Source organism: Streptomyces sp. NPDC041784 (assembly GCF_055591025.1).
In genome coordinates, this window is sequence record NZ_JBVJAB010000005.1 from 287,596 (window position 1) to 307,437 (window position 19,842).

At 71.1% G+C, this 19,842-nt stretch carries 20 protein-coding genes; 7 read left to right on the forward strand and 13 right to left on the reverse strand.

Annotated elements, in window-relative coordinates; translation table 11 throughout:
- The first annotated feature begins 50 nt into the window (after positions 1-50).
- Positions 51-1,568 (forward strand): CehA/McbA family metallohydrolase, encoded by a 1,518-nt coding sequence (locus ACZ6D7_RS13585; protein ID WP_469488881.1) that lies wholly within the window; start codon positions 51-53, stop codon positions 1,566-1,568.
- A 74-nt stretch (positions 1,569-1,642) separates the two neighbouring features.
- Positions 1,643-2,065: an Imm32 family immunity protein gene (locus ACZ6D7_RS13590; RefSeq protein WP_469488884.1), complete on the forward strand. Its 423-nt coding sequence runs from the start codon at positions 1,643-1,645 to the stop codon at positions 2,063-2,065.
- A gap of 13 nt (positions 2,066-2,078) precedes the next feature.
- On the opposite strand, the gene ACZ6D7_RS13595 is transcribed toward ACZ6D7_RS13590, so the two are convergent.
- The 6 genes from ACZ6D7_RS13595 to ACZ6D7_RS13620 all read right to left on the reverse strand — a co-directional run bounded on the left by ACZ6D7_RS13595 (position 2,079) and on the right by ACZ6D7_RS13620 (position 7,155).
- Positions 2,079-3,188 carry a ferritin-like domain-containing protein gene (locus tag ACZ6D7_RS13595; protein WP_469488887.1) on the reverse strand — a complete coding sequence of 370 codons (1,110 nt, stop codon included), beginning with the start codon at positions 3,186-3,188 and terminating at the stop codon, positions 2,079-2,081.
- 161 nt (positions 3,189-3,349) lie between these two features.
- Positions 3,350-3,733 carry a hypothetical protein gene (locus ACZ6D7_RS13600; RefSeq protein WP_469488890.1) on the reverse strand — a complete coding sequence of 128 codons (384 nt, stop codon included), beginning with the start codon at positions 3,731-3,733 and terminating at the stop codon, positions 3,350-3,352.
- An 8-nt stretch (positions 3,734-3,741) separates the two neighbouring features.
- Complete coding sequence (locus tag ACZ6D7_RS13605; RefSeq protein WP_469488894.1) at positions 3,742-4,197, reverse strand: protease inhibitor I42 family protein; 456 nt, start codon at positions 4,195-4,197, stop codon at positions 3,742-3,744.
- Positions 4,184-5,767 (reverse strand): cysteine peptidase family C39 domain-containing protein, encoded by a 1,584-nt coding sequence (locus ACZ6D7_RS13610; RefSeq protein ID WP_469488897.1) that lies wholly within the window; start codon positions 5,765-5,767, stop codon positions 4,184-4,186. Before ACZ6D7_RS13610 ends, ACZ6D7_RS13605 begins: the two co-directional genes overlap by 14 nt.
- A gap of 55 nt (positions 5,768-5,822) precedes the next feature.
- Entirely contained in the window at positions 5,823-6,197 is a 375-nt protein-coding gene (locus ACZ6D7_RS13615; protein ID WP_469488902.1) for a hypothetical protein, read from the reverse strand.
- 130 nt (positions 6,198-6,327) lie between these two features.
- Entirely contained in the window at positions 6,328-7,155 is an 828-nt protein-coding gene (locus tag ACZ6D7_RS13620) for an endonuclease/exonuclease/phosphatase family protein (RefSeq protein WP_469488906.1), read from the reverse strand.
- A 209-nt stretch (positions 7,156-7,364) separates the two neighbouring features.
- Here ACZ6D7_RS13620 and tnpA point away from each other — a divergent pair, with 209 nt between their 5' ends.
- From tnpA to ACZ6D7_RS13635, 3 genes are all read left to right on the forward strand, one after another.
- Complete coding sequence (gene tnpA, locus ACZ6D7_RS13625; RefSeq protein ID WP_469489423.1) at positions 7,365-7,787, forward strand: IS200/IS605 family transposase; 423 nt, start codon at positions 7,365-7,367, stop codon at positions 7,785-7,787.
- Positions 7,784-8,992 carry an RNA-guided endonuclease InsQ/TnpB family protein gene (locus tag ACZ6D7_RS13630; RefSeq protein WP_469488910.1) on the forward strand — a complete coding sequence of 403 codons (1,209 nt, stop codon included), beginning with the start codon at positions 7,784-7,786 and terminating at the stop codon, positions 8,990-8,992. Before tnpA ends, ACZ6D7_RS13630 begins: the two co-directional genes overlap by 4 nt.
- Positions 8,993-9,076: 84 nt before the next feature.
- Positions 9,077-9,484: a nitroreductase/quinone reductase family protein gene (locus ACZ6D7_RS13635; protein WP_469488914.1), complete on the forward strand. Its 408-nt coding sequence runs from the start codon at positions 9,077-9,079 to the stop codon at positions 9,482-9,484.
- Positions 9,485-9,499: 15 nt separating this feature from the next.
- Here ACZ6D7_RS13635 and ACZ6D7_RS13640 read toward each other — a convergent pair whose 3' ends face one another.
- The 4 genes from ACZ6D7_RS13640 to ACZ6D7_RS13655 form a co-directional block, all read right to left on the reverse strand.
- On the reverse strand, positions 9,500-10,963 hold the full coding sequence (locus tag ACZ6D7_RS13640; RefSeq protein ID WP_469488918.1) for an aldehyde dehydrogenase family protein: 1,464 nt from the start codon (positions 10,961-10,963) through the stop codon (positions 9,500-9,502).
- On the reverse strand, positions 10,960-12,690 hold the full coding sequence (locus ACZ6D7_RS13645; protein WP_469488921.1) for an N-acyl-D-amino-acid deacylase family protein: 1,731 nt from the start codon (positions 12,688-12,690) through the stop codon (positions 10,960-10,962). Before ACZ6D7_RS13645 ends, ACZ6D7_RS13640 begins: the two co-directional genes overlap by 4 nt.
- Positions 12,691-12,779: 89 nt before the next feature.
- The gene (locus ACZ6D7_RS13650; protein ID WP_469488925.1) at positions 12,780-13,898 is read right to left on the reverse strand and encodes an LLM class flavin-dependent oxidoreductase; all 1,119 of its coding nucleotides are present in this window, start codon (positions 13,896-13,898) and stop codon (positions 12,780-12,782) included.
- 136 nt (positions 13,899-14,034) lie between these two features.
- Positions 14,035-14,805, reverse strand: coding sequence for an SDR family NAD(P)-dependent oxidoreductase (locus ACZ6D7_RS13655; RefSeq protein ID WP_469488929.1), 771 nt, complete (start codon positions 14,803-14,805; stop codon positions 14,035-14,037).
- A gap of 227 nt (positions 14,806-15,032) precedes the next feature.
- Here ACZ6D7_RS13655 and ACZ6D7_RS13660 point away from each other — a divergent pair, with 227 nt between their 5' ends.
- Complete coding sequence (locus tag ACZ6D7_RS13660) at positions 15,033-15,767, forward strand: hypothetical protein (RefSeq protein WP_469488932.1); 735 nt, start codon at positions 15,033-15,035, stop codon at positions 15,765-15,767.
- 88 nt (positions 15,768-15,855) lie between these two features.
- On the forward strand, positions 15,856-16,647 hold the full coding sequence (locus tag ACZ6D7_RS13665; RefSeq protein ID WP_469488935.1) for a hypothetical protein: 792 nt from the start codon (positions 15,856-15,858) through the stop codon (positions 16,645-16,647).
- A gap of 6 nt (positions 16,648-16,653) precedes the next feature.
- On the opposite strand, the gene ACZ6D7_RS13670 is transcribed toward ACZ6D7_RS13665, so the two are convergent.
- The 3 genes from ACZ6D7_RS13670 to ACZ6D7_RS13680 all read right to left on the reverse strand — a co-directional run bounded on the left by ACZ6D7_RS13670 (position 16,654) and on the right by ACZ6D7_RS13680 (position 19,650).
- Positions 16,654-17,340 (reverse strand): LuxR C-terminal-related transcriptional regulator, encoded by a 687-nt coding sequence (locus ACZ6D7_RS13670; RefSeq protein WP_469488938.1) that lies wholly within the window; start codon positions 17,338-17,340, stop codon positions 16,654-16,656.
- 136 nt (positions 17,341-17,476) lie between these two features.
- On the reverse strand, positions 17,477-18,412 hold the full coding sequence (locus tag ACZ6D7_RS13675) for a TIGR03619 family F420-dependent LLM class oxidoreductase (protein ID WP_469488941.1): 936 nt from the start codon (positions 18,410-18,412) through the stop codon (positions 17,477-17,479).
- Positions 18,409-19,650, reverse strand: a complete 1,242-nt coding sequence (locus tag ACZ6D7_RS13680) for an amidohydrolase family protein (RefSeq protein WP_469488944.1) — start codon at positions 19,648-19,650, stop codon at positions 18,409-18,411. Before ACZ6D7_RS13680 ends, ACZ6D7_RS13675 begins: the two co-directional genes overlap by 4 nt.
- Between the last annotated feature and the right edge of the window lie 192 nt (positions 19,651-19,842).

Genomic DNA, 19,842 nt, shown 5'->3' on the forward strand with positions numbered 1-19,842 from the left:
ATTCCCCTTCCTTCCACGGGAGTTCACGCGCGGCCGCGACACTGCCGGGCATGTGTGACGACACCCAGGAAATCGGAAGACGCGCACTGTTCGTGACGGGCTCCGCCGCCGCCCTTACGTTGGGCAGCGTGAGCTTCTCGTCGGCCGCGACGGACCCGGAACCGGGGTCCCGGGAGACCAGGACCGTCCGCGGCACCCTGCCCACCGGGTCACCGGACTTCGTGTACGTGCCCGTGGACGTCCCGTCGGGCGTCCGGGAGGTGCGGGTCGCCTACCGCTACGACCGCCCGTCCGTCCCCGCCGGCACGCCGGGCAACGCGCTCGACATCGGCCTCTTCGACGAACGCGGCACCGCACTGGGCGGGGAGGGCTTCCGCGGCTGGTCCGGCGGCGCCCGCACGGAGTTCTTCGTCCGGGCGGACGAGGCGACGCCGGGGTATGTCGCGGGACCGGTGCGCAAGGGCACCTGGCACCTCGTCCTCGGCCCGTACACGGTGGCACCGCAGGGCCTGGCGTACGAGATCACCGTCACCCTGACGTACGGCGACCCGGGCGCGGCCGTCCGGCCGGTGTTCCCGCCCTCCCGGGCGAAGGGCCGGGGCCGGGCCTGGTACCGGGGCGACTGCCACCTGCACTCCTGGTACTCCGACGGCCGCCGCACCCCGGCGGAGATCGGCGCCCTCGCCCGGGCGGCGGGCCTGGACTTCGTCAACACCTCGGAGCACAACACGCACGCGGGGCACGGGGCGTGGGCGGAGGTTGCGGGCGACGACCTGCTGGTCCTGCTGGGCGAGGAGGTCACCACGCGCACCGGACACGTCCTCGCCGTGGGCACGGACCCCGGGACCTTCGTCGACTGGCGCTACCGGGCCCGGGACAACCGCTTCGGCCGTTTCGCCCGCCGTATCCGCCGCACCGGCGGCCTGGTGGTACCGGCCCACCCGCACGCCACCTGCATCGGCTGCGGCTGGAAGTTCGGCTTCGGGGAGGCGGACGCGGTCGAGGTGTGGAACGGCCCCTACACGCCCGACGACGAGGTGGCCCTGGCGGACTGGGACGCGATGCTGGTCGCGGGGGTGCGGGACGGACGGCGGGACTGGATCCCGGCGATGGGCAACAGCGACGCCCACCGGGACCCGGACGTGGTCGGCCTGCCGCAGACGGTGGTGTGGGCCGAGGACCTGACGCGGGAGGCGATCCAGGACGGCATCAGGGCGGGGCGGTCGTACGTCGCGGAGTCGCGAACCGTGTCGCTGGCCTTCTCCGTGACGGGCGGCCGGGGCGAACACGCCGGCATCGGCGAACGCCTGGCGGTGGCCGGGAACACCCCGGTGACGGTCCGTCTGGAGGTGCGGGGCGCGCCCGGCTGCACGGTCCGCCTCGTCACGGACCAGGGCGTCCTGTTCACCGGCGGCCCGCTCCCCACCTCGGGCGAGGGCGCCGTGGAATGGCGTACGACACCCTCGTACGCGGCGTACGTACGGGCCGAGGTGCGCCACGCGGCGACGGCGCCCCCACTGCCCGGGGCCCTGGCGGCGTTCACCAACCCGGTGTTCCTGGGCCACTGAGGGCGGGCGGGGGGGCCGCGACGAGGCGATCGGTGTGATCATGTCTGTATGTCGCCCGGGCAAGGAGTGCATCGATGAGGCTGGTACGCGACCCCGGGTTCGGCGAGGTGGCTCTCACCGCTTCGGCGGAGGAACTCCGCGCCCTGGCACGGGCGGTGGCCGAGGGTGAGGGGCTGCTCGGGTGCGCGTCCCCGTCGGGGGTCGACGAGCCGGCGGGGGTCGAGGTGCTGGCGGGGGTCGAGGTGCTGGCGGGGGTCGAGGTGCGGGATTCCCCCGGCCCCGGGGTCCTCATCGGCCTCGACTCCGCGCGGCGGCTCCTGGTGATCAGCGGGGACGGCGAGGCCAGGGCCGTCCTCGCGGACAACCTGCGGGCCCTGGCCGCCGCCGAGGACGGCGGCCATCTGCACGTCGACCACTTCCCCGACCACCCCTACCTCGTCGAGGGGTCGGTACCGCTGGTGGTCGAGAGCCCGCACGGCGGCATGCCCACCCGCTGATCACCGGCGGTTCCTACGCCGTGGGCGGGACGTACAGGAATTCCGGTCCGTAGGTCGACCCGGGGTCCTTGGGCAGGGGGATCTCCATCAGATTTCCCGCGGGCCCCGCGAGGCCGAACATCAGGCCGACCGCCTCCCCCAGGGCCGCGTTGGCCTGCGCCGGGTCGTCCTGCTGCCAGGCCGACTCCAGGCTTCTCAGCATGCCGCTGAACGCCTTGTTGAAGTCGTCCAGTTCACTCTGCACCTGCGGGCTCGGCACGGTGTCCGGGTTCTTCGCCCAGCCGCCCTTGGGCACCCTGCCCATGGGCCGGGCGTGGGGCAGCGGGAGGTCGGCGCCCGTGAAGTCCCACTTCGGGGGATTCTCCTGCACCTTGATCAGCTTCTTGCCGCGGAAGATCTCCCGGAAGACGTAGTAGTGGGACAACTCCCCCTCGAATCCGGGGAACTGGTTGTCCGGCGTCTGCTCGGTGCCCTCGCCCTGCTCCTTGATGATCTCGATCGCCTTCTCCACGTCCGCGATCGTCCTGATGGCGAAAAGGCTGTTGCCCGCCCCGTGATGCTCCATGCGCTTGACGATCTGACGTTTCCCGGTGATCTCCCCCTGGTGCTGCCGGAAGGCTTCCAGGATCGCGGTGTAGAAGTGTCCGATCGAGTGGAACGTCTCGGTGCCGTCCCCGGCGAACTGCGCGAGCGGCTTCTCGGGGGCCTCGATCTCGGAGAACATCCGGACCGAGTCCCTCGTCAGCCCGCTGAGATACACCTCCAGCTCGGGGTTGATGCTGGGCTTGATCCCGCCGGGGAGCGGACAGGGATAGGGCGCCAGTACGCTCTCGTGGGCCAGGCGCGGGATGCCACCGATCGTGGTGAGCATGTTGCAGACATGCCCGAGGTGGGACATCTCGTCGAAGATGATCACCTTGATGGCGGCGCTCGCGGCCTCCCCCGACTCTGTGTCCTCGATGAGCGACCACCAGGCGCACAGGTACGGCGGCAGCGTGGCGAGTTCGAGCATGGCCGCTTGTTGGAGCGCGTTTCTCAGCCACTGCGGGTCGCGGTTCACCACCGGCGTCCTCATCAGCTCGACGATGCCGTCGCCGCTGTAGTCAAGCTCCACGATGGTCATGGCGGTGCCCTTTCTCGAACAGCACATACGGGAGGGGTCCCACCATCACGGGAAATCCGATCCGATGTGCGGCAACCGAGCGCGTGTCCACCAGGTCCACCCGGTCGGCGGGGCGCACGCGGCCGGCGCGGGGTCACCGGCGCGGGGTCACCGGCCCCGCGTCAGCGGTGGGTCCGGTGGCGCAGTTCGATGATCGTGGCGACCGCGCGCAGCCAGCGGGCGGCGGTGTCGGCGATGTCGACGGTTTCCGGACCGGGGGCCACGGAGGCCGCCGCCTCCAGCCACTCGCGTACGAGTGTCGCCGCCTCGGGGCGGGGCAGGGGCTCGGGCAGGGCCGCCGCGGGCGCCGGACCGCCCGCCCGGACCACCTCCGCCAGGAACGCCACCGAGCGCGGCTCGGTGCCGAGGCGGTCGAGGAGCACCGCCGCGCCCACCGCGCCGTCGCCGAAGAGGGACGTGCGCAGGGGGCCGGGGGCGGCGGTGAGGCCGTAGCGCAGGAGGGCGGTGATGTCGAGGCCGGCCAGTTCGTCGTCGGTGTGGTTCATGACGGGCCTCACGCGACCGTGACCTTGTAGGTGACCCGCTCCGGCTCGGTGGGCGCGGCGGCGCCCGTGGGCGTGGGGGCCGGGGTGCCCTCGCCCGTGTCGCAGGTGCTGGTGAACGTGCAGTGCATCAGCACGATCTCGGTGTCGCCCTTGCCGGTCGCCTCGAAGGTGAAGGTGAGTTCGGTGCTCGCGCCCGGCAGCACCTCGTCACCCGATTCCGATCCGGTGTCCCGGCCCGTCGCCCGTACCACCGCACCGTCCGGCTCGGGGTCCACCAGGTACCAGTGCGAGCGCGTCGACGCGTTCTCGTCGACCGTGAGCGTGAAGCGTTCGCCCACGCTCGCGGTGATCGTGGTGTCGTCGGTGGGGTGGCTGGTGGGCCCGTCGTCGCTCGATCCGCACCCCGCCGCCAGGGTCAGCAGCGCGGCCGCGCCCAGCGCACCGACCGCCCTACTCCGGGACATAGACCTGGTACGCGTTGTTGAGTTCACTGTTCGAAGCCTTGCCCATGTTGCCGTTGATGAAGTCGTCCTCGCTGACCCACGTGGTCGTGCCCCAGGGGTTGTAGATCTGGAGCTTGTCGCCGTCCTGGCCGATGATCATCATCGCGTGGGCGCCCTTGTCGCCGGAGACGTCGACCGGGACCGGCTTGCCCTCGGCGACCGCCTTCTCGACGTCGTCCAGGACGGCCCTGCGGTCGTCGGCGCTCTCGAGGTCGTGGCGCTTGTAGTCGTCGCCGGTGGCGCTGCCGAGGGTGGAGTCGGCGATGCGTTCCTGGCCCTCCTGGCCCATGCCGGTCCAGTTCTCGCCGCCCTCGCCCTCGGTGTGCAGCCGGTGCTGTTCGGCGATCAGGCGCTGTTTGAAGGCCTGGGGGTCGTCCTCCTGGCCGCTGGGGCCGCCGGTGAGGTCGAGGGCGTAGATCGGGTCGAGCATGGCGCGGGCGTTGACGGTGGAGGAGGCCACGCAGGTGCCCTCGGCGCCGTTGCCGCCCTGGACCCACAGCTGGTTGTGGAAGAGGACCTGGTCCTTGTTGTTGTTGGAGCCGTTCTGGGCGAGGCCCTCGTCGTTCATGCTGTCCTCGGCGGTGACCACCGGAGTCAGGTGCCGGCGCAGCCACTCGGGGTCCTTGCCCGCGATCTTGCCCTGGAACTCCTCGATCTCCCTGACGCTGTGGCCGGCGGCCAGCGACTTCATCAGGTAGGCCCGCTCCTCGGGGCTGCCCGCCTGCGCCAGCATGCGTTCCATGGCCGCCTCGTCGGCGTTGTTCAGCTGGTCCATGCGCTGTCCGGCACGTGCCAACTCGTTGGCGCTGAGGATCTCGTTCAGCTCGGTGGGGGTGTTCGCGGCGCCGGTGTCGGCGAGCATCAGCTTGTCGACTGCGGTCAGCTCGCTGGTGTCCATCTTCCCGGCGCGTGCCTCGGCCGCCCACTTGTTCAGATCGCGGACCGCGGCGCGGACGGCGTCCTCGGCGGTGACGGCGGCCTTGTGCATCAGCTCGACGCCGTCGGAGGCGATGGTGCGGGCGGTGAGCCGCGCGGCCTCCTCCTCGTCGTCCTCGTGCCAGTCGTCGAAGAAGCCGTCCCGGCCGCCGAGGGTGCTCTTGGCCTGCCCCAGCCTCGCGCGGCCGTCGGCGTCCTGCTTCTGCGCGCCGGCGAGCGAGTCGGCCAGCGTGAGCAGCACCAGGGCGCCGCCCCCGAACGCCTCGCCCATCTGGAGCACGGCGCGGTTGGCGGCGGACACCACCTCGGAGGCGAGCACGCTGGTGTCGCCGACCCACACCTCGGGCAGCCCCTTGCGGGCCACTCGCTCCACCCGGTCGTACACCGCGCCGACCTCGTCGATCTGGTCGCGGTACCGCTTGCTCAGCGACTCCAGCGTCCCCGGCTCGCCCTTCGGCGCGTCCACGGAGAGCGCGCTGTCGATCATGTCCAGCAGGTCGTTCTTGCTGCCGGCCCCGGGGATCTTCTCGCGCAGTCCGGCCAGCCAGGCACGCCGGCCCGCCGGGGAGTCCACGGGTCGCAGAGTTCCCGTCATCGCCTTGTTCCGCCCCGTCCTCGTGTCTCGCTCTGTCCTCGGCCTCGGTCGGCGCTCAGTAGCTCGACAGGACGGAGGGGCGCTCGGCGTACGCCGGCATGGTGCTCACCTGGCTCTCGCTCACGGCGATGCTGTTCACGCCGGTCTCCACCAGACCGTCGCTGCCGGTGTAGGCGCCCTTCGCGAGGTGGACCTTGCCGGCGAGTTCGTGCAGCGCCGACTCCAGGGTGCGGGCCTCCGCCTCCCAGGCGGCGATGAACGCGTTGACGGCCGTGGCGGCGTCGGTGCCGCCGAGGGTGTCCGAGGCGTAGCACGTCGAGGCCGCGACGGCAGTGCGGACCTTGCCCATGTCGTCGCCTGCGCCGGCGAGTTCCTTGGCCTGGCCGGTCATGCCGGACTTCTTGATCTGGTAACCGCTTGAAGAGGCCATCGACTTTCCCCCGTACCTGTCGTCGATCACGACCGCGGGGAGGCTAACACGCCAACGGCGGCCGCACATGGCCGGATCACACACCTCGCACACACCTCGCACACGTCTCGGGGACGCTCGGCGAGGTGGCTCACGGCGTCGCCAGGTCCGCCACCACCGCCGCGTGGTCCGACGGCCAGACCCCGTCCACGGGGCCGTGTCCCGCCCGCCGTACCGAGCGCACATGGCCCTCGCCGACCGGGCCGGGCGGGCCGACGTGGATGTAGTCGATACGGACGGCGGGCTCCAGGAGGCGGGCCGCGTAAGGGTTTTCGGGGCTCCAGGTGGCGGAGGGGGCGGCCGGGTCGGCGTACTCCCAGGCGTCGTAGAGGACCTGGCCGGGTACGGCCGACGTGGTCTTGTAGCCGCCGAACAGCCGGATCTCGTCGGAGTCCGGCCGGGCGTTGAAGTCGCCGGTGACGACGGCCGGGAACGGGGTGTCGCCGCGGTGGCGGGCCACGAACTCCGCGAGCGCGGTGACCTGTTCGCGGCGGACGGCCGAGGCGCCGAGCGCGGAGGTGAGGTGGGTGGTGAAGAACGGCACGTCGTACGCCGGGGTGGCCAGCCGGGCGTGGAGGGCGAGGCGGCCGTCGGCGAGGTGGTCGGGGGCGGGCAGCAGCAGGGTCTCCTGCCCGGTCACCGGCCAGCGGCTGAGGACGGCGTTGCCGATGTCGACGGGACCCTCGGCGGAGTCCGGGATCCGTCGGCGCCAGCGTTCGGGGGCCGGGGAGGGGGCCCAGGCCCAGTGCAGGCCGAGTTCGTCGGCGAGCCAGCCGGCGAGGTTCTCACCGCCGGCCGCCCACACCTCCTGGAGGCCGACCACGTCGGGCCGCAGCTCGCGCAGGACCGTCAGGATCGCCTTCTGCCGGGCCTCCCACGGGCCGAAGCGCCACCACAGGTTCCAGGTCACCACTCGCACGCCCAGCACCCGCTCTCGTCGCACCGACGGCCGACAGCGTCGTCGGGGACCATCAGGTCCTAGCCAGGGGACGCCCCGCTTCGGCGGGGTGGGAAATGGCCTCTGAGTCCTGCTCCGACCTCAATCGGATGCGCGGGTCTGCACTGTCCACCTGGGCCCACCTTTCCGCCGCACTAGACCTGCGGCATGTGTATAGTGATCGCGTGACCGTGACCAGGAAGGCTCGCCAGTTCTCCGGCGGCGTGCACGACCTCGGGCTCCACGTGGTGTGGTGCCCGAAGTACCGCCGTCCGGTCCTCGACGGCCAGGTCGCGGAACGCCTGGACGAACTGATCCGACAGAAGGCGGAGGAGCGCGACTGGGAGATCATCACCCTTGAGGTGATGCCCGACCACGTCCACCTCTTCGTGAAGCACGACCCGAAGTCGTCGGCCTCGTACGTGGCCAACCAGTTCAAGGGCTTCACCTCCCGCGTCCTGCGTGAGGAGTTCCCGCACCTGAAGTCGCGGATGCCCACGCTGTGGTCGTCGTCGTACTTCGCAGCATCGGTCGGTGCCGTGTCGGCGGCAACGGTCAAGAAGTACATCAGTACCCAGTGGGAACGCCCTCGGAAGAAGGGGGACGACTCGTGATCCTCGCGTACAAGTTCCTCCTGCGTCCCACAGCCCGTCAGACGGTTGCGCTAGGCGAAATGCTGCGGGACCACTGCTCGCTGTACAACGGCGCCCTTCAGGAGCGCCGAGGCGCCTACCGGCACGCCTCGAAGACGAGCATCACGTACGGGGGCCAGTCCGCGCAGCTCAAAGAGATCCGCGCATTCGATCCCGAGCGTCAGGGCCGCTGGTCGTTCTCCTCGCAGCAAGCCACCCTGCGCCGCCTCGACAAAGCATTCGCCGCGTTCTTCCGCCGCGTCAAGGCCGGGCAGACGCCGGGCTACCCCCGCTTCAAGGGCACCGGCCGCTTCGACACCGTGATCTTCCCCAAGGACGGCGACGGCTGCCGCTGGGACTCCACCCCCCACAACCCCGTCACCCGCGTCCGTCTCCAGGGCGTCGGGCACATCCGTGTGTACCAGCACCGGGCCGTCCAGGGTCACGTCAAGACGATCTCGGTCAAGCGTGAGGGACACCGCTGGTACGTCGTCCTCGCCTGCGACGATGTCCCCGCCAAGCCGCTTCCGCCCACCGGGGCGATGGTCGGCATCGACATGGGTGTCACCCACTTCCTGACCACCTCCGACGGCGCGCACATCGCCAACCCCCGCTTCCTCGAAGCGGGGGCCGACGAACTCGCCGAAGCACAACGGCACCTCGCCACCTTCCCCAAGCGCACCAGGCGGCGCACCAAGAAGCACCAGGCCGCCGCCCGCCGCGTGGCGAAGTCGTACGCGAAGATCCGCCGCCAGCGCCTAGACCACGCGCACAAGACCGCGCACGCCCTCGTGCGGGACCACGACGTGATCGCGCACGAGCGGCTGAACACGGCGGGCATGACCCGCACCCCCAAGGCCAGACCCGACCCCGAGCAGCCCGGCAGCTTCCTGCCGAACGGCGCCGCCGCCAAGACCGGGCTCAACCGCAGTATCCTCGACGCGGGTTGGGGGGTGTTCCTCGCGATCCTCACCAACAAGGCTGAATGCGCCGGTCGGACCGTCATCGCCGTGGACCCCCGCAACACCTCCCGCACCTGCCCCGCCTGCGGGCACACCGCGAAGGAGAACCGCGCCACCCAAGCGAGGTTCCAGTGCACGGCGTGCGGGTTCGCGGCCAACGCGGACCACGTCGGCGCGACGAACGTCCTCAACAGGGCCGGGCTGGCCCTCTGCGACGTGGCCTAGCCACCGACACAGGAAGCCCGCGCGTGTACGCGTGGGTGGAGTCACTGAAGCAACAGTGCCGCGTGCGAAGGAGACCCACGGACGATGTCCAGGCCGCCCACCGACCTCCGTTTCCGCGCGACCACCGCCTTCCAGCGGTACGTCGCCAACCCGCTCCTGCGCCGCCTGCCGTTCCACACGGTCCTGGAGACCACCGGCCGCGTCTCGGGCCTGCCCCGGCGCACCCCGCTGGGCGGCCGCCGGGTCGGCGACTCCTTCTGGCTGGTCTCGGAGTTCGGCGAGCGGTCCCAGTACGTCCGCAACATCCTGGCCGACCCCCGGGTGCGGGTCCGCCTGCGCGGCCGCTGGTATCCGGGCACGGCCCACCCGCTCCCCGACGACGACCCGGTCGCCCGCCTGCGCACCCTGCCCCGCCTCAACAGCACGGGCGTCCGGGCCCTGGGCACGAACCTGCTGACGATACGGGTGGATCTGGACGACAGCGGGACGTGACCGGGAGGACGGCTCTCACCCCGGCCACACGATCGCCTGTACCTCGCTGTACGCGTGCAGGGCGTAGGAGCCGACGTCGCGGCCGACGCCGCTCTTCTTGAAGCCGCCGAACGGGGCCTCCATGTTGCGGGCGACGGTGTTGATGCCGACGCCGCCGGCGCGCAGGCGGCGGGCGGTGCGGAAGGCGCGGGCGACGTCGCCGGACCAGACGTAGTCGATGAGGCCGTAGTCGCTGTCGTTGGCGAGGGCGACGCCCTCGTCCTCGTCGTCGAAGGGGACGACCGTCACGACCGGGCCGAAGATCTCCTCCCGGGCGACCCGCATGTCGTTGGTGCAGTCGGCGAGAAGGGTGGGGGCGACGTAGAACCCCCGCTCCAGGGGCGGGCGTTCGCCGCCCGCGACGACCACCGCCCCCTCCTTGCGGCCGAGTTCGACGTACGCCTCCACCCGGTCCCGGTGCGCGGCGGAGATGACCGGGCCGACGACCGTGTCCCGCTCGCGCGGGTCGCCCACCTTCAACCGGCGGGCGTAGGCGGCGAGTTGGTCGACGAGCCGCTCGTACACCCCGCGCTGCGCCAGCACCCGGGTCGGCGCGGTGCAGATCTGGCCGCTGTAGAAGGAGAAGGTGGTGCCGATGCCCGCCACCGCCGACGCCAGGTCCGCGTCGTCGAAGACGACCGCCGCCCCCTTCCCGCCCAGCTCCATCAGCTGGCGTTTCATACCCCGCCCGCACACCTCGGCGATGCGCTGCCCGACCGCCGTCGAGCCGGTGAAGCTCACCATGTCCACGTCCGGCGAGTCCACGGCGGCCTCGCCGACCTCCACGGCCCGCCCGGAGACGACGTTCACCACCCCGCGCGGCACCCCCGCCGCCTCCAGGGCCTCCGCCATCCGGTAGACGGAGAGCGGATCCTGCGGCGCGGGCTTCACGACCACCGTGTTGCCCATGGCGAGGGCCGGGGCGATCTTCCCGGCCGGGTTCGCCCAGGGGTTGTTGTACGAGGTGACGCAGGTGACGACCCCGACGGGCTGGCGGACGGCCAGCGCGCCCATCACACCGGCCCTCCCCATCGGCCCGGCCTCGTTGATCTGCGGCGGGATCGCCCACTCGGCCGGCTCCACGCGCGCGTAGCGCCGGAAACGGGCCGCGCCCACCCCGACCTGCATCCCGCGCGCGGTGCCCGTCGTCGCCCCGGTCTCCGCCCGCGCCAGCGAGGCGTACGGCTCCAGGTGGCCGCGGATGATGTCCGCGGCCCGGCCGAGCACCGCCGCCCGCTCCTCCGGCGCCGTGCGCGACCACGGCCCGAAGGCCTCGCGGGCCGCGGCACAGGCCTCGCGCACCTGGTCAGGCGAGGCCTCCGGCGCCCGTCCGACGGTCTCCTCCGTCGCCGGGTCGGTGACCTCGTAGTACCCGCCGTCCGGCTCGGTCCACGTGCCCGCGACGAACAGCCGCTGCCCGTCACCCCCTGGGGAACTCACCTGGTGCTCACCGTCCTGGTGTCCCGCCCCGAGCGCAGGACGCGCCCCGGCACCGCGCCGGTCACCACGTCGTCCCGGATCGCCGCCACCCCGTTGACCCAGACCGCGCGCACCCCGATCGCCCGGGAGTCCAGCCGCGGACTGTCACCCGGCAGGTCGTGCACCAGGGTGGCCTTGTCCGCGTCGATCCGCTCCGGGTCGAACAGGACGAGGTCGGCATGGAAGCCCTCCTGGATCCGGCCCCGCTCCCGCAGCCCGAAGAGCCGCGCCGGATCGTCGGTCAGCATCTTCACCGCCTGCTCGAGACCGACCAGCCTCCGCCCGCGCAGACAGTCCCCGAGGAACCGGGTGGTGTACGGGGCTCCGCACATGCGGTCCAGGTGCGCACCGGCGTCGGAGCCGCCGAGCAGGACGTCCTCGTGCTGCCAGGTCTCCGCGCGCAGCGCCCAGGACGCGGGATCGTTGTCGGTCGGCATGGGCCACAGCACCGTACGGAGGTCGTCGTGGGCGCAGATCTCGACCAGGCAGGCGAAGGGGTCCAGGCCGCGTTCGGCGGCGATGTCCCGGACGACCCGCCCGGTGAGGCCCTCGTTGGCGGCGCTGTAGGTGTCGCCGATGACGTAACGCCCGAAGTTGGTGAGCCGCCGGAAGACGCCGGCCTCCTTCGAGTCCGCGCGGCGGAGCATCTCGGCCCGGACGGCCGGGTCGCCCAGGCGCTCGATGCGCTCGGGGACGGGCAGGCCGAGGATCTCGCCCCAGCCCGGGATCAGGTTCAGCGCGCAGAACGTGCCCAGGGACATGTTCATCGGCGTGAGGATCGGCATGGTCAGCGCCACGACCCGGCCGCCCGCCTTGCGCGCCCGCTCGCTCGCCACCAGCTGCCGTGGCACCCGCTCCGGGACGGCCGCGTCGACGGTGAGGACGTTCCAGTTGAGGGGACGCCCGGCGACCGCGCTCATCTCCACGAACAGATCGATCTCGGCGTCGCTGAACTGGTCCAGGCAGCCCGCGACGATCGCCTCGATCTGGGTGCCCTCGTGCTCCCCGACGGCCCGGGACAGGGCGATCAGCTCCTCGGGCCGGGCGTGCCGGGAGGCCACCGGCTGCCCGTCGCCGTCGGAGTGGGTGGACGACTGGGTGGTGGAGAACCCCCAGGCGCCGGCGTCCATCGCCTCGTGCAGCAGCCGGACGATCTCGGCGAGCTGCTCCTCGCTGGGCTGCCCGCCGACCGCGTCCGGACCCATCACGTACCGCCGCAGCGCGCAGTGCCCCACCATGAAGCCCGCGTTGACGGCGATCCGCCCGTCGAGCGCGTCCAGGTACTCGCCGAACCCGTGCCAGCCCCAGGGCGCCCCCTCCTCCAGGGCGACCAGGGACATGCCCTCCACCTTGGACATCATGCGGCGGGTGTAGTCGGCGTCCTCGGGCCGAGCCGGGTTCAGCGGCGCGAGCGTGAACCCGCAGTTCCCGGCCGCGACGGTCGTCACCCCGTGGTTCAGGGACGGGGTGGCGTACGGGTCCCAGAACAGCTGCGCGTCGTAGTGGGTGTGCGGGTCGACGAACCCGGGGGCGAGGACGAGCCCGGCGGCGTCCTCGCTGGTACGGGACTCCTCGGTGACCGCCCCGATCACGGCGATACGACCGTCCAGGATGCCGACGTCGGCGGTGTGGGCAGGCGCACCGGTCCCGTCGACGACGGTCGCGCCCTTGATGACGTGATCGAGCATGGGGGTCACTCCTAGAGATGCGTGCGGTACCTAGGGGCGCGGGGAACTGCGCGACCAGCCACAACCGGACCCGCACCCGCCGACGGCGCTTACGCGGCAGCCCGGAACCGCGACGTCCGATGAACGGGATCCGTGTCGATCTTCGGAATCACGTGCTCCCCGATCAGCCGGATCGTCTGCAACGTCTCCTCCTTCGGCACCCCCACCGGCAGCCCGAACGACAACTGGTCCGCGCCCGCCTGCTCCCACCGCTTGCACTGCCGCAGCACCTCGTCCGGATCCCCGCAGATCAGCAGCTCCTCCTCCACCAGGAGTTCGACGAACTCCGCGGTGTACTCGGGCAGCGTCTCCGGCCACACGGGGAAGCCCTCGGGCCGCGGGAAGGTGTCGTGGTACCGGAAGACCAGCGACGGCAGATAGTGCAGCCCGCCCTCGACGGCGATCCGGATCGCCTCGTCGTGCGTGGGCGCGCAGATCGCCGTGGTCGTCACCATCACGTTGTCGTTGACGAAGTCCCCGATCGGCTCGGCGTTCACGATCGCCGTCTTGTACTGCTCGAGGACCCACTCCATGTCGGCGACCTTCTGGATGCTGAAGCCCAGCACCCCGAGCCCCTTGCGCGCGGCCATCGCGTACGACGGCGGCGACCCGGCCGCGTACCACATCGCCGGGTGGGACTTCCCGTACGGCTTCGGCAGGATCTTGCGCGGCGGGAGCTGCCAGTGCTTGCCCTGGAAGCCGACGTACTCGTCCTGCGTCCACATCTTGGGGAACTCGGCGATCGTCTCCTCCCAGATCTCCTTCGTGTAGTTCATGTCGGTGATGCCGGGGAGGAACCCGAGGATCTCGTGGGAGCCGGCGCCGCGTCCGCTGCCGAACTCAAAGCGGTTGCCGCTGAGGTGGTCGAGCATGGCGACCTTCTCGGCCACCTTCACCGGGTGGTTGACCTGGGCCAGCGGGTTGAAGATGCCCGAGCCGAGATGGATGCGCTCCGTCGCGTGCGCAAGGTAGCCCAGGAACACGTCGTTGGCGGAAAGGTGGGAGTACTCCTCCAGAAAGTGGTGCTCGGAGGCCCAGGCGTACTTGAAGCCCGACCGGTCCGCCTGGATGACGTACTCGGTCTCCTCCATCAGCGCCTTGTGCTCGGCGAGCGGATCGGTCTCGGCACGCTTGCCCACGTATCCCTGTACAAAGAGCCCGAATTCCAAGGCGGTTCACCGTCCCCAGTCCTGGATCACGTGTACTGACGGTTCGACCTGAACGACTTACTGACGGTCCGTCAGATTCAGCGGATGCCGCCGACTCTGGCACCGGGCCCCTGGATGGTCAAGAGCTGACGATGGGTCAGATGACGGAGACTCCCGCGAGCCAGCCCCCGTCGATCACGAACGGCTGCCCGGTGATGTACGAGGAGTCCTCCGAGGTGAGGAAGAGCGCGAGCCGGGCCACCTCCTCGGGCCTGCCGATCCGGCCGAGCGGCACGAGCTTGCGGTAGAGCGTGTCCAGGGCCCGGCTCGTCTCCTCCGGGTCGGCGTCCGGGTCCAGCAGCGCCGGGTTGGACATCGCGGTGTCGATGGCGCCGGGGCACACCGCGTTGACCCGGATCCGGCGGGGCGCCAGCTCCAGCGCGGCGACCCGGGTGAGTCCCAGCACGGCGTGCTTGCTGGCCGCGTACGCGCCGACGGCCGCCATCCCGGTGAGCCCGGTGTAGGAGGCGGTGTTGACGATCGTGCCGCCGTCGGCCAGCTCCGGCGCGACGGTCCTGATCCCCAGGAAGCAGCCGACCTGGTTGACCTGGACGACCTGCATGAACTCGTCGAGCGGAGTGTCGACGAGGGCGTTGAAGCGCAGGATGCCGGCGTTGTTGACGAGCCCGTCGAGCCGGCCGTACGCCTGCTTGGCGGAGCGTACGGCGGCGGCCCACTGCTCCTCGCGGCCGACGTCGAGGTGGACGTAGAGCGCGCCGATCTCCTCGGCGAGGGCGGCACCCCGGTCGTCCAGGACGTCGGCGACGACGACCTCGGCGCCCTCCGCCCGGAACAGCCGCGCCTCCTGCTCCCCCTGGCCGCGCGCGGCGCCGGTGACGAGGACGACCCGTCCGTCGAGCTTGCCCATGCGGACCCCCTTCACAGCGGTGGATCCCCGCATCGTAGCGCCGTAACTGACACAGCGTCAGATGCCGGTTCGGTTGCCGTGCGGATGCCGTGCGGCCCGATGGCGGATTGCACAAGCACACATCAAGTGACCCGGAAGTAGGGACATTTGACTCTGTCCGCGACCTGTACGCGACCCCAATAATTCTTCACGGCCAGGCAAAGACACCACCAAGAGCGGAGGCCGGAATGGCCAGGCGGAGACTGAAGAACAGGAAGGTCCGTTTCGTGGCGATCGGCGCGGCGCTGGCGACCGGCGGGGGCATCATCGCCCTGCTTCCCTCGGCCAACGCGGCCGACGACAAGACGCCGGATCAGATCATGAGGATGTGCCAGAGGTCCGCGGTGCTCAACGGCAAGCAGCAGTCGGTGGAGGATTTCGGAGGCGCTTTCGCCGACGGTTTCGAGTCCGACAACTGCGATTTCGTCGAGACGAAGTTCGAGACGTTCGACGGCCCCACCGAGAAGGCGTCCATCGACTTCCCGAACTGCGAGCCGAACGCCGCCGCACCGTCGAAGGTCTCGATCACCTGGTCGGCCACGGCGGCCCAGGGCCAGGGCAAGTACACGGTGACCCAGCAGGGCGGCGGCGGAGGCCTCTTCGGATTCCTCAGCGGCTCCTGGCTCAAGCACAAGGGCACCCTCGACATGACCGTGAAGTCGGCCACGGCCGGCGCCACGGAACAGCGGGAGGTGCCGGTCGGCAAGGTGCTCCACATGGAGTTCACGCCGAAGATGCAGCGCATGACCGGAGAGTGGCGGGTCCGCATCGACGCCGACCCCGGCAGCTTCGCCGTGAACCCCTCCCCCGAGCAGAACTTCGTGGCGCCTGACGTCGTCGAGGGGCCCGTGATCCTGCCGGGCGCGGCGGGCGCGCCCGGTGTCGTGGACGGCACCTCCGAGGCGGTCCTCGAGGACTGCTGACCGCCGATCTCACCCCTCCCCCCAGCCCATACCCCCAGCCCGTACCCCCAGCCCGTACCCCCAGCCCGTACCCCCACAGGAGACCTTCATGACCCGCGCCGACCGTCCGAGAAGCCACCGCAGCCGGAAGAAGCGCGTCACCCTCGCCCTGGCCCCGTTCGCGGCGCTCGCCGTGGCCGTTCCGCTGATGAACTCGGCCGGCGCCGCCACCCCCTCCGAGGTGACCGCCGACTGTGCCGCCGACTCGGACACGTTGGAGAACTGCGAGTTCGTCGACGTCCAGTTCAAGGCGAACAGTCTCGGGCCCAATCAGCGCGTCTCGCCCGTGACCCAGAACTGCGGATCGACGACGGCGGCGACGAACACCTTCAGCGTGAGCACGTCCGTCACCAGGACGATTCAGCTGGAGGACGGGTTCACCGCCGACGCCGGCACCAAACTCGGCAACTCGTTCTTCGAGATCGGCCTGAAGTTCAACACCTCGGAAATCAACATCACGCGTGACGACAAGACGACCGGACTGGCGTTCAGCCGCTCCGACACCGTCCAGCCGGACAGCATCGGCTTCTTCATGTGGTCCGCCAAACGCACCGACGTGAGCGGATTCCTGCGGGCCACCTACAAGGAGGCGCAGGACGGCCAGAAGGTGTTCTTCGCGCCGAGCGAGGGCGGCACGAGCGTCCACGTCTTCTATCCGCAGCTTCTGAAGAACGGAACGCCCGACGGCCGGCTGTGGCTGCGCAACGTGAAATGCGGGACGCCCGAGGCCAATGGAATCCTGAACTCGGGGAACAGCCTCCGGGCCGAACCCGGATTCGGTGAAGGCGGCGCCAACGTCACCGACGCCGAGATCCCGCTCACCGAGATTCCGGCACCCTGACCCTTTTCAGGTGCGAAGCACGGGCGTGGCTGGTGTGGCTCCCAGCCACCGCAGCACCGCGTCCGTGCTGCCCCTCGCGTCGAGCTTGGCGTAGATGTTGCTGAGGTTGTTGCGGACGGTCTTCTCGCTGAGCCGTAATCTCAGCCCGATCTCCTGGGCGCCGAGGCCGGTCGACAGCAGCTCCATGACCTCGCGTTCACGGGGCGAGAGCAGTGCGCGCAGGCGTTGCATCGTGGCGTCCGCCGCGGACATCCGGCGGGCGCCCTCGCGCAGGGCCGCGCAGGCGGACGGCGAGAGATAGGTGTGCCCGACGGTGGACGCCATGACCGCCGAGGACAGCATGTGGGCGCAGTAGTCGTCCTCGACCAGATAGCCCGCCCCTCCCTGGAACACCTCCAGCACGGCCTCGGTGTCCCCGCGCGGACTGACCACGATCACCGGGAGGCTCGCCTCCCCCGGCGCCTCCCCCAGCACCGCCAGCGCCGCCAGCAGCGGCGGCAGGGACACCACCGGGTCCTGGCAGCGCAGCACGACGGCGTCGACGTCCGCCGTCCCCTCCCCCAGCTCCCGGTACGGCGGGGTCATCCGCACCGTCCGGCCCACGTACGGATCGTCGGGGGCCGGCCAGTCCTCGTGCGGCCAGTCGCCCTCCGCGCAGGCGAGGGCGACGGAGAGGTGCTGGGAGGAGCGCATGTCACGGGTCCTTCCGCCGGAACCATCACGTCCGTACGTTCGTACATACGCGGCCCGGCGTGGACATGTTCAAAGATTCAAGGAGAGCGCTGTCATACGGGCGCCTGTCATACGGGCCCTGTCATACGGGCGCCTGTCATACGGGCGCCGGACCCAGCAGCGGACCCACCTCGGCTCCGAACGCACCGATCTGGTCGGTGAGTTCGGCCCGGTCCCGGCACCGGAACCGCACCTGGATCTGGTCCACGCCCATGGCCGCGTAGGCGCGCAGCGACTCGGCGAGAGCCTCCGGCGGACCGGTGAGCGTACGGCGGCCGACGTCCCAGGCGGGCGTGCCGACATAGAGCGGCTCGGTGATGGCACCGATGGTGAGCGGTTCCGCGATCCCCGCGCCCTCGCGCAGCCGCCGGATCCGCTCGATCTGGGCGGGCAGCCGGTCCCTCGGATCGCCCTGGGGCAGCCAGCCGTCGCCCTTGAGCGCGGCCCGGCGGACGGCCGCGGGCGAGGATCCGCCGACCCACAGGGGGACCCTGGGCCGGGCCGGCCGGGGCCGCTGCCCGAGCCCCTCGAAGTCGAACCGCTTCCCGTGGTGGGCCGGGAACTCCTCCGGCCCGAGGGCGGCCCGCAGCGCGTCGATCGTCTCGTCGAGGACCGCGCCCCGCTGCTCGAAGTCGACGCCGAGCGCCTCGAACTCCTCCCGTACGTGCCCGGCGCCCACCCCGAGGATCAGCCGGCCGCCGCTCAGGTGGTCGAGGGTGGCGTACTGCTTGGCGGTGACGAGGGGGTGGCGCAGACCGACCACCGCGACGTGCGCGAGCAGCTGGACGCGCTCGGTCACGGCCGCGAGATGGGCGAGGGTGGCCACGGGGTCGTACCAGACCGTGCTCATCGCGTCCGCGAGCCGGCGCGGGATCGCCACATGGTCGCAGGCGGCGACGTAGGCGAAGCCGGCCCGGTCGGCGGCCCGCGCGATCGCGACGAGATCACCGGGCCCGGCGGCGGCCTCCCAGGGCTCGGCGTAGAGCGTGGACTGGGACTGGATCGGGAGCTGGATGCCGTGGGCGAGGCTCACCGCGGGCTCCACAGGCCGTCCGGGGTCAGCCCCAGCAGGTCGATCGCGTTGCCGCGGACGATCCGTTCGACGACCGCCGGGTCCAGGTGGCCCATCTGGGCCTCGCCGACCTCGCGGGACTTCGGCCAGGTGGAGTCGGAGTGCGGGTAGTCGGTCTCGTAGAGGACGTTGCCGACGCCGATCGAGTCCAGGTTCCGCAGCCCGAAGGCGTCGTCGAAGAAGCAGCCGTAGACATGGCCGGCGAAGGTCTCGGACGGGGGCCGGTGGACCTTGTCGGCGACGCCGCCCCAGCCGCGGTTCTCCTCCCAGACGACGTCGGCGCGCTCCAGGATGTAGGGGATCCAGCCGATCTGGCCCTCCGCGTACATCACCTTCAGGTCGGGGAACCGCTCGAACTTGCCGCTCATCAGCCAGTCGACCATGGAGAAGCAGCAGTTGGCGAAGGTGATGGTGGAGCCGACGGCCGGCGGGGCGTCCTCGGACGTGGAGGGCATCCGGCTGCTGGAGCCGATGTGCATGGCGACGACCGTGCCGGTCTCGTCGCAGGCGGCGAGGAAGGGGTCCCAGTAGTCGGTGTGGACGGAGGGCAGGCCGAGGTGCGGGGGTATCTCGGAGAAGGCGACCGCCCGGACCCCGCGCGCGGCGTTGCGCCGGACCTCCCGCGCCGCCAGCTCGGCGTCCCACAGGGGGATCAGGGTGAGCGGGATCAGCCGGCCCTGCGCCTGGGGGCCGCACCACTCCTCCACCATCCAGTCGTTGTAGGCGCGCACGCAGAGAAGGCCCAGCTCGTGGTCGGCGGCCTCGGTGAAGGTCTGGCCGCAGAAGCGCGGGAAGGTGGGGAAGCAGACGGCTGACTGGACATGGTTGACGTCCATGTCGGCGAGCCGGGACGGCACGTCGTACGAGCCCGGCCGCATCTGCTCGTAGGTGATGACCTCCAGCTTGATCTCGTCGCGGCTGAAGCCGACGGCGGTGTCGAGGCGGGTGAGGGGGCGGTGGAGGTCCTCGTAGACCCACCAGTCGCCGAGCGGACCGGCGTCGCCGGGCCGGCCCATGACGGGCTTGAACCGGCCGCCGAGGAACGTCATCTCCTTCAGCGGGGCACGGACGATCCGGGGGCCGGTGTCGAGGTACTTCTTCGGCAGCCGGTCCTGCCAGACGGTCGGGGGTTCGACGGTGTGGTCGTCGACGGAGATGATCGGAGGGAGGGGCGTCGGGGTCGTCGCTGTGGTCTCCATGGGGGCACGGTAGCGCTGATCTGACGGATCGTCAGCTAGCGTGCGGAGCCCGGACCCGATCGTCTCCGCGATGATGTGCGCCCGCCGCTTGTGAGGGGTCTGTGGACTCTCGTGCGCCTCCCGTGCACCTCACGTGAACCGCGCGCGTTCCGCCCGCGTCCGGTACCCGGGGAAGCTGACGGTTCCGGCATG

Coding starts and splice junctions, on each gene's coding strand:
- ACZ6D7_RS13585 (WP_469488881.1), top strand. CDS start 51: ATGTGTGACGACACCCAGGAAATCGGAAGACGCGCACTGTTCGTGACG.
- ACZ6D7_RS13590 (WP_469488884.1), top strand. CDS start 1,643: ATGAGGCTGGTACGCGACCCCGGGTTCGGCGAGGTGGCTCTCACCGCT.
- ACZ6D7_RS13595 (WP_469488887.1), bottom strand. CDS start 3,188: ATGACCATCGTGGAGCTTGACTACAGCGGCGACGGCATCGTCGAGCTG.
- ACZ6D7_RS13600 (WP_469488890.1), bottom strand. CDS start 3,733: ATGAACCACACCGACGACGAACTGGCCGGCCTCGACATCACCGCCCTC.
- ACZ6D7_RS13605 (WP_469488894.1), bottom strand. CDS start 4,197: ATGTCCCGGAGTAGGGCGGTCGGTGCGCTGGGCGCGGCCGCGCTGCTG.
- ACZ6D7_RS13610 (WP_469488897.1), bottom strand. CDS start 5,767: ATGACGGGAACTCTGCGACCCGTGGACTCCCCGGCGGGCCGGCGTGCC.
- ACZ6D7_RS13615 (WP_469488902.1), bottom strand. CDS start 6,197: ATGGCCTCTTCAAGCGGTTACCAGATCAAGAAGTCCGGCATGACCGGC.
- ACZ6D7_RS13635 (WP_469488914.1), top strand. CDS start 9,077: ATGTCCAGGCCGCCCACCGACCTCCGTTTCCGCGCGACCACCGCCTTC.
- ACZ6D7_RS13645 (WP_469488921.1), bottom strand. CDS start 12,690: ATGCTCGATCACGTCATCAAGGGCGCGACCGTCGTCGACGGGACCGGT.
- ACZ6D7_RS13655 (WP_469488929.1), bottom strand. CDS start 14,805: ATGGGCAAGCTCGACGGACGGGTCGTCCTCGTCACCGGCGCCGCGCGC.
- ACZ6D7_RS13660 (WP_469488932.1), top strand. CDS start 15,033: ATGGCCAGGCGGAGACTGAAGAACAGGAAGGTCCGTTTCGTGGCGATC.
- ACZ6D7_RS13665 (WP_469488935.1), top strand. CDS start 15,856: ATGACCCGCGCCGACCGTCCGAGAAGCCACCGCAGCCGGAAGAAGCGC.
- ACZ6D7_RS13670 (WP_469488938.1), bottom strand. CDS start 17,340: ATGCGCTCCTCCCAGCACCTCTCCGTCGCCCTCGCCTGCGCGGAGGGC.
- ACZ6D7_RS13680 (WP_469488944.1), bottom strand. CDS start 19,650: ATGGAGACCACAGCGACGACCCCGACGCCCCTCCCTCCGATCATCTCC.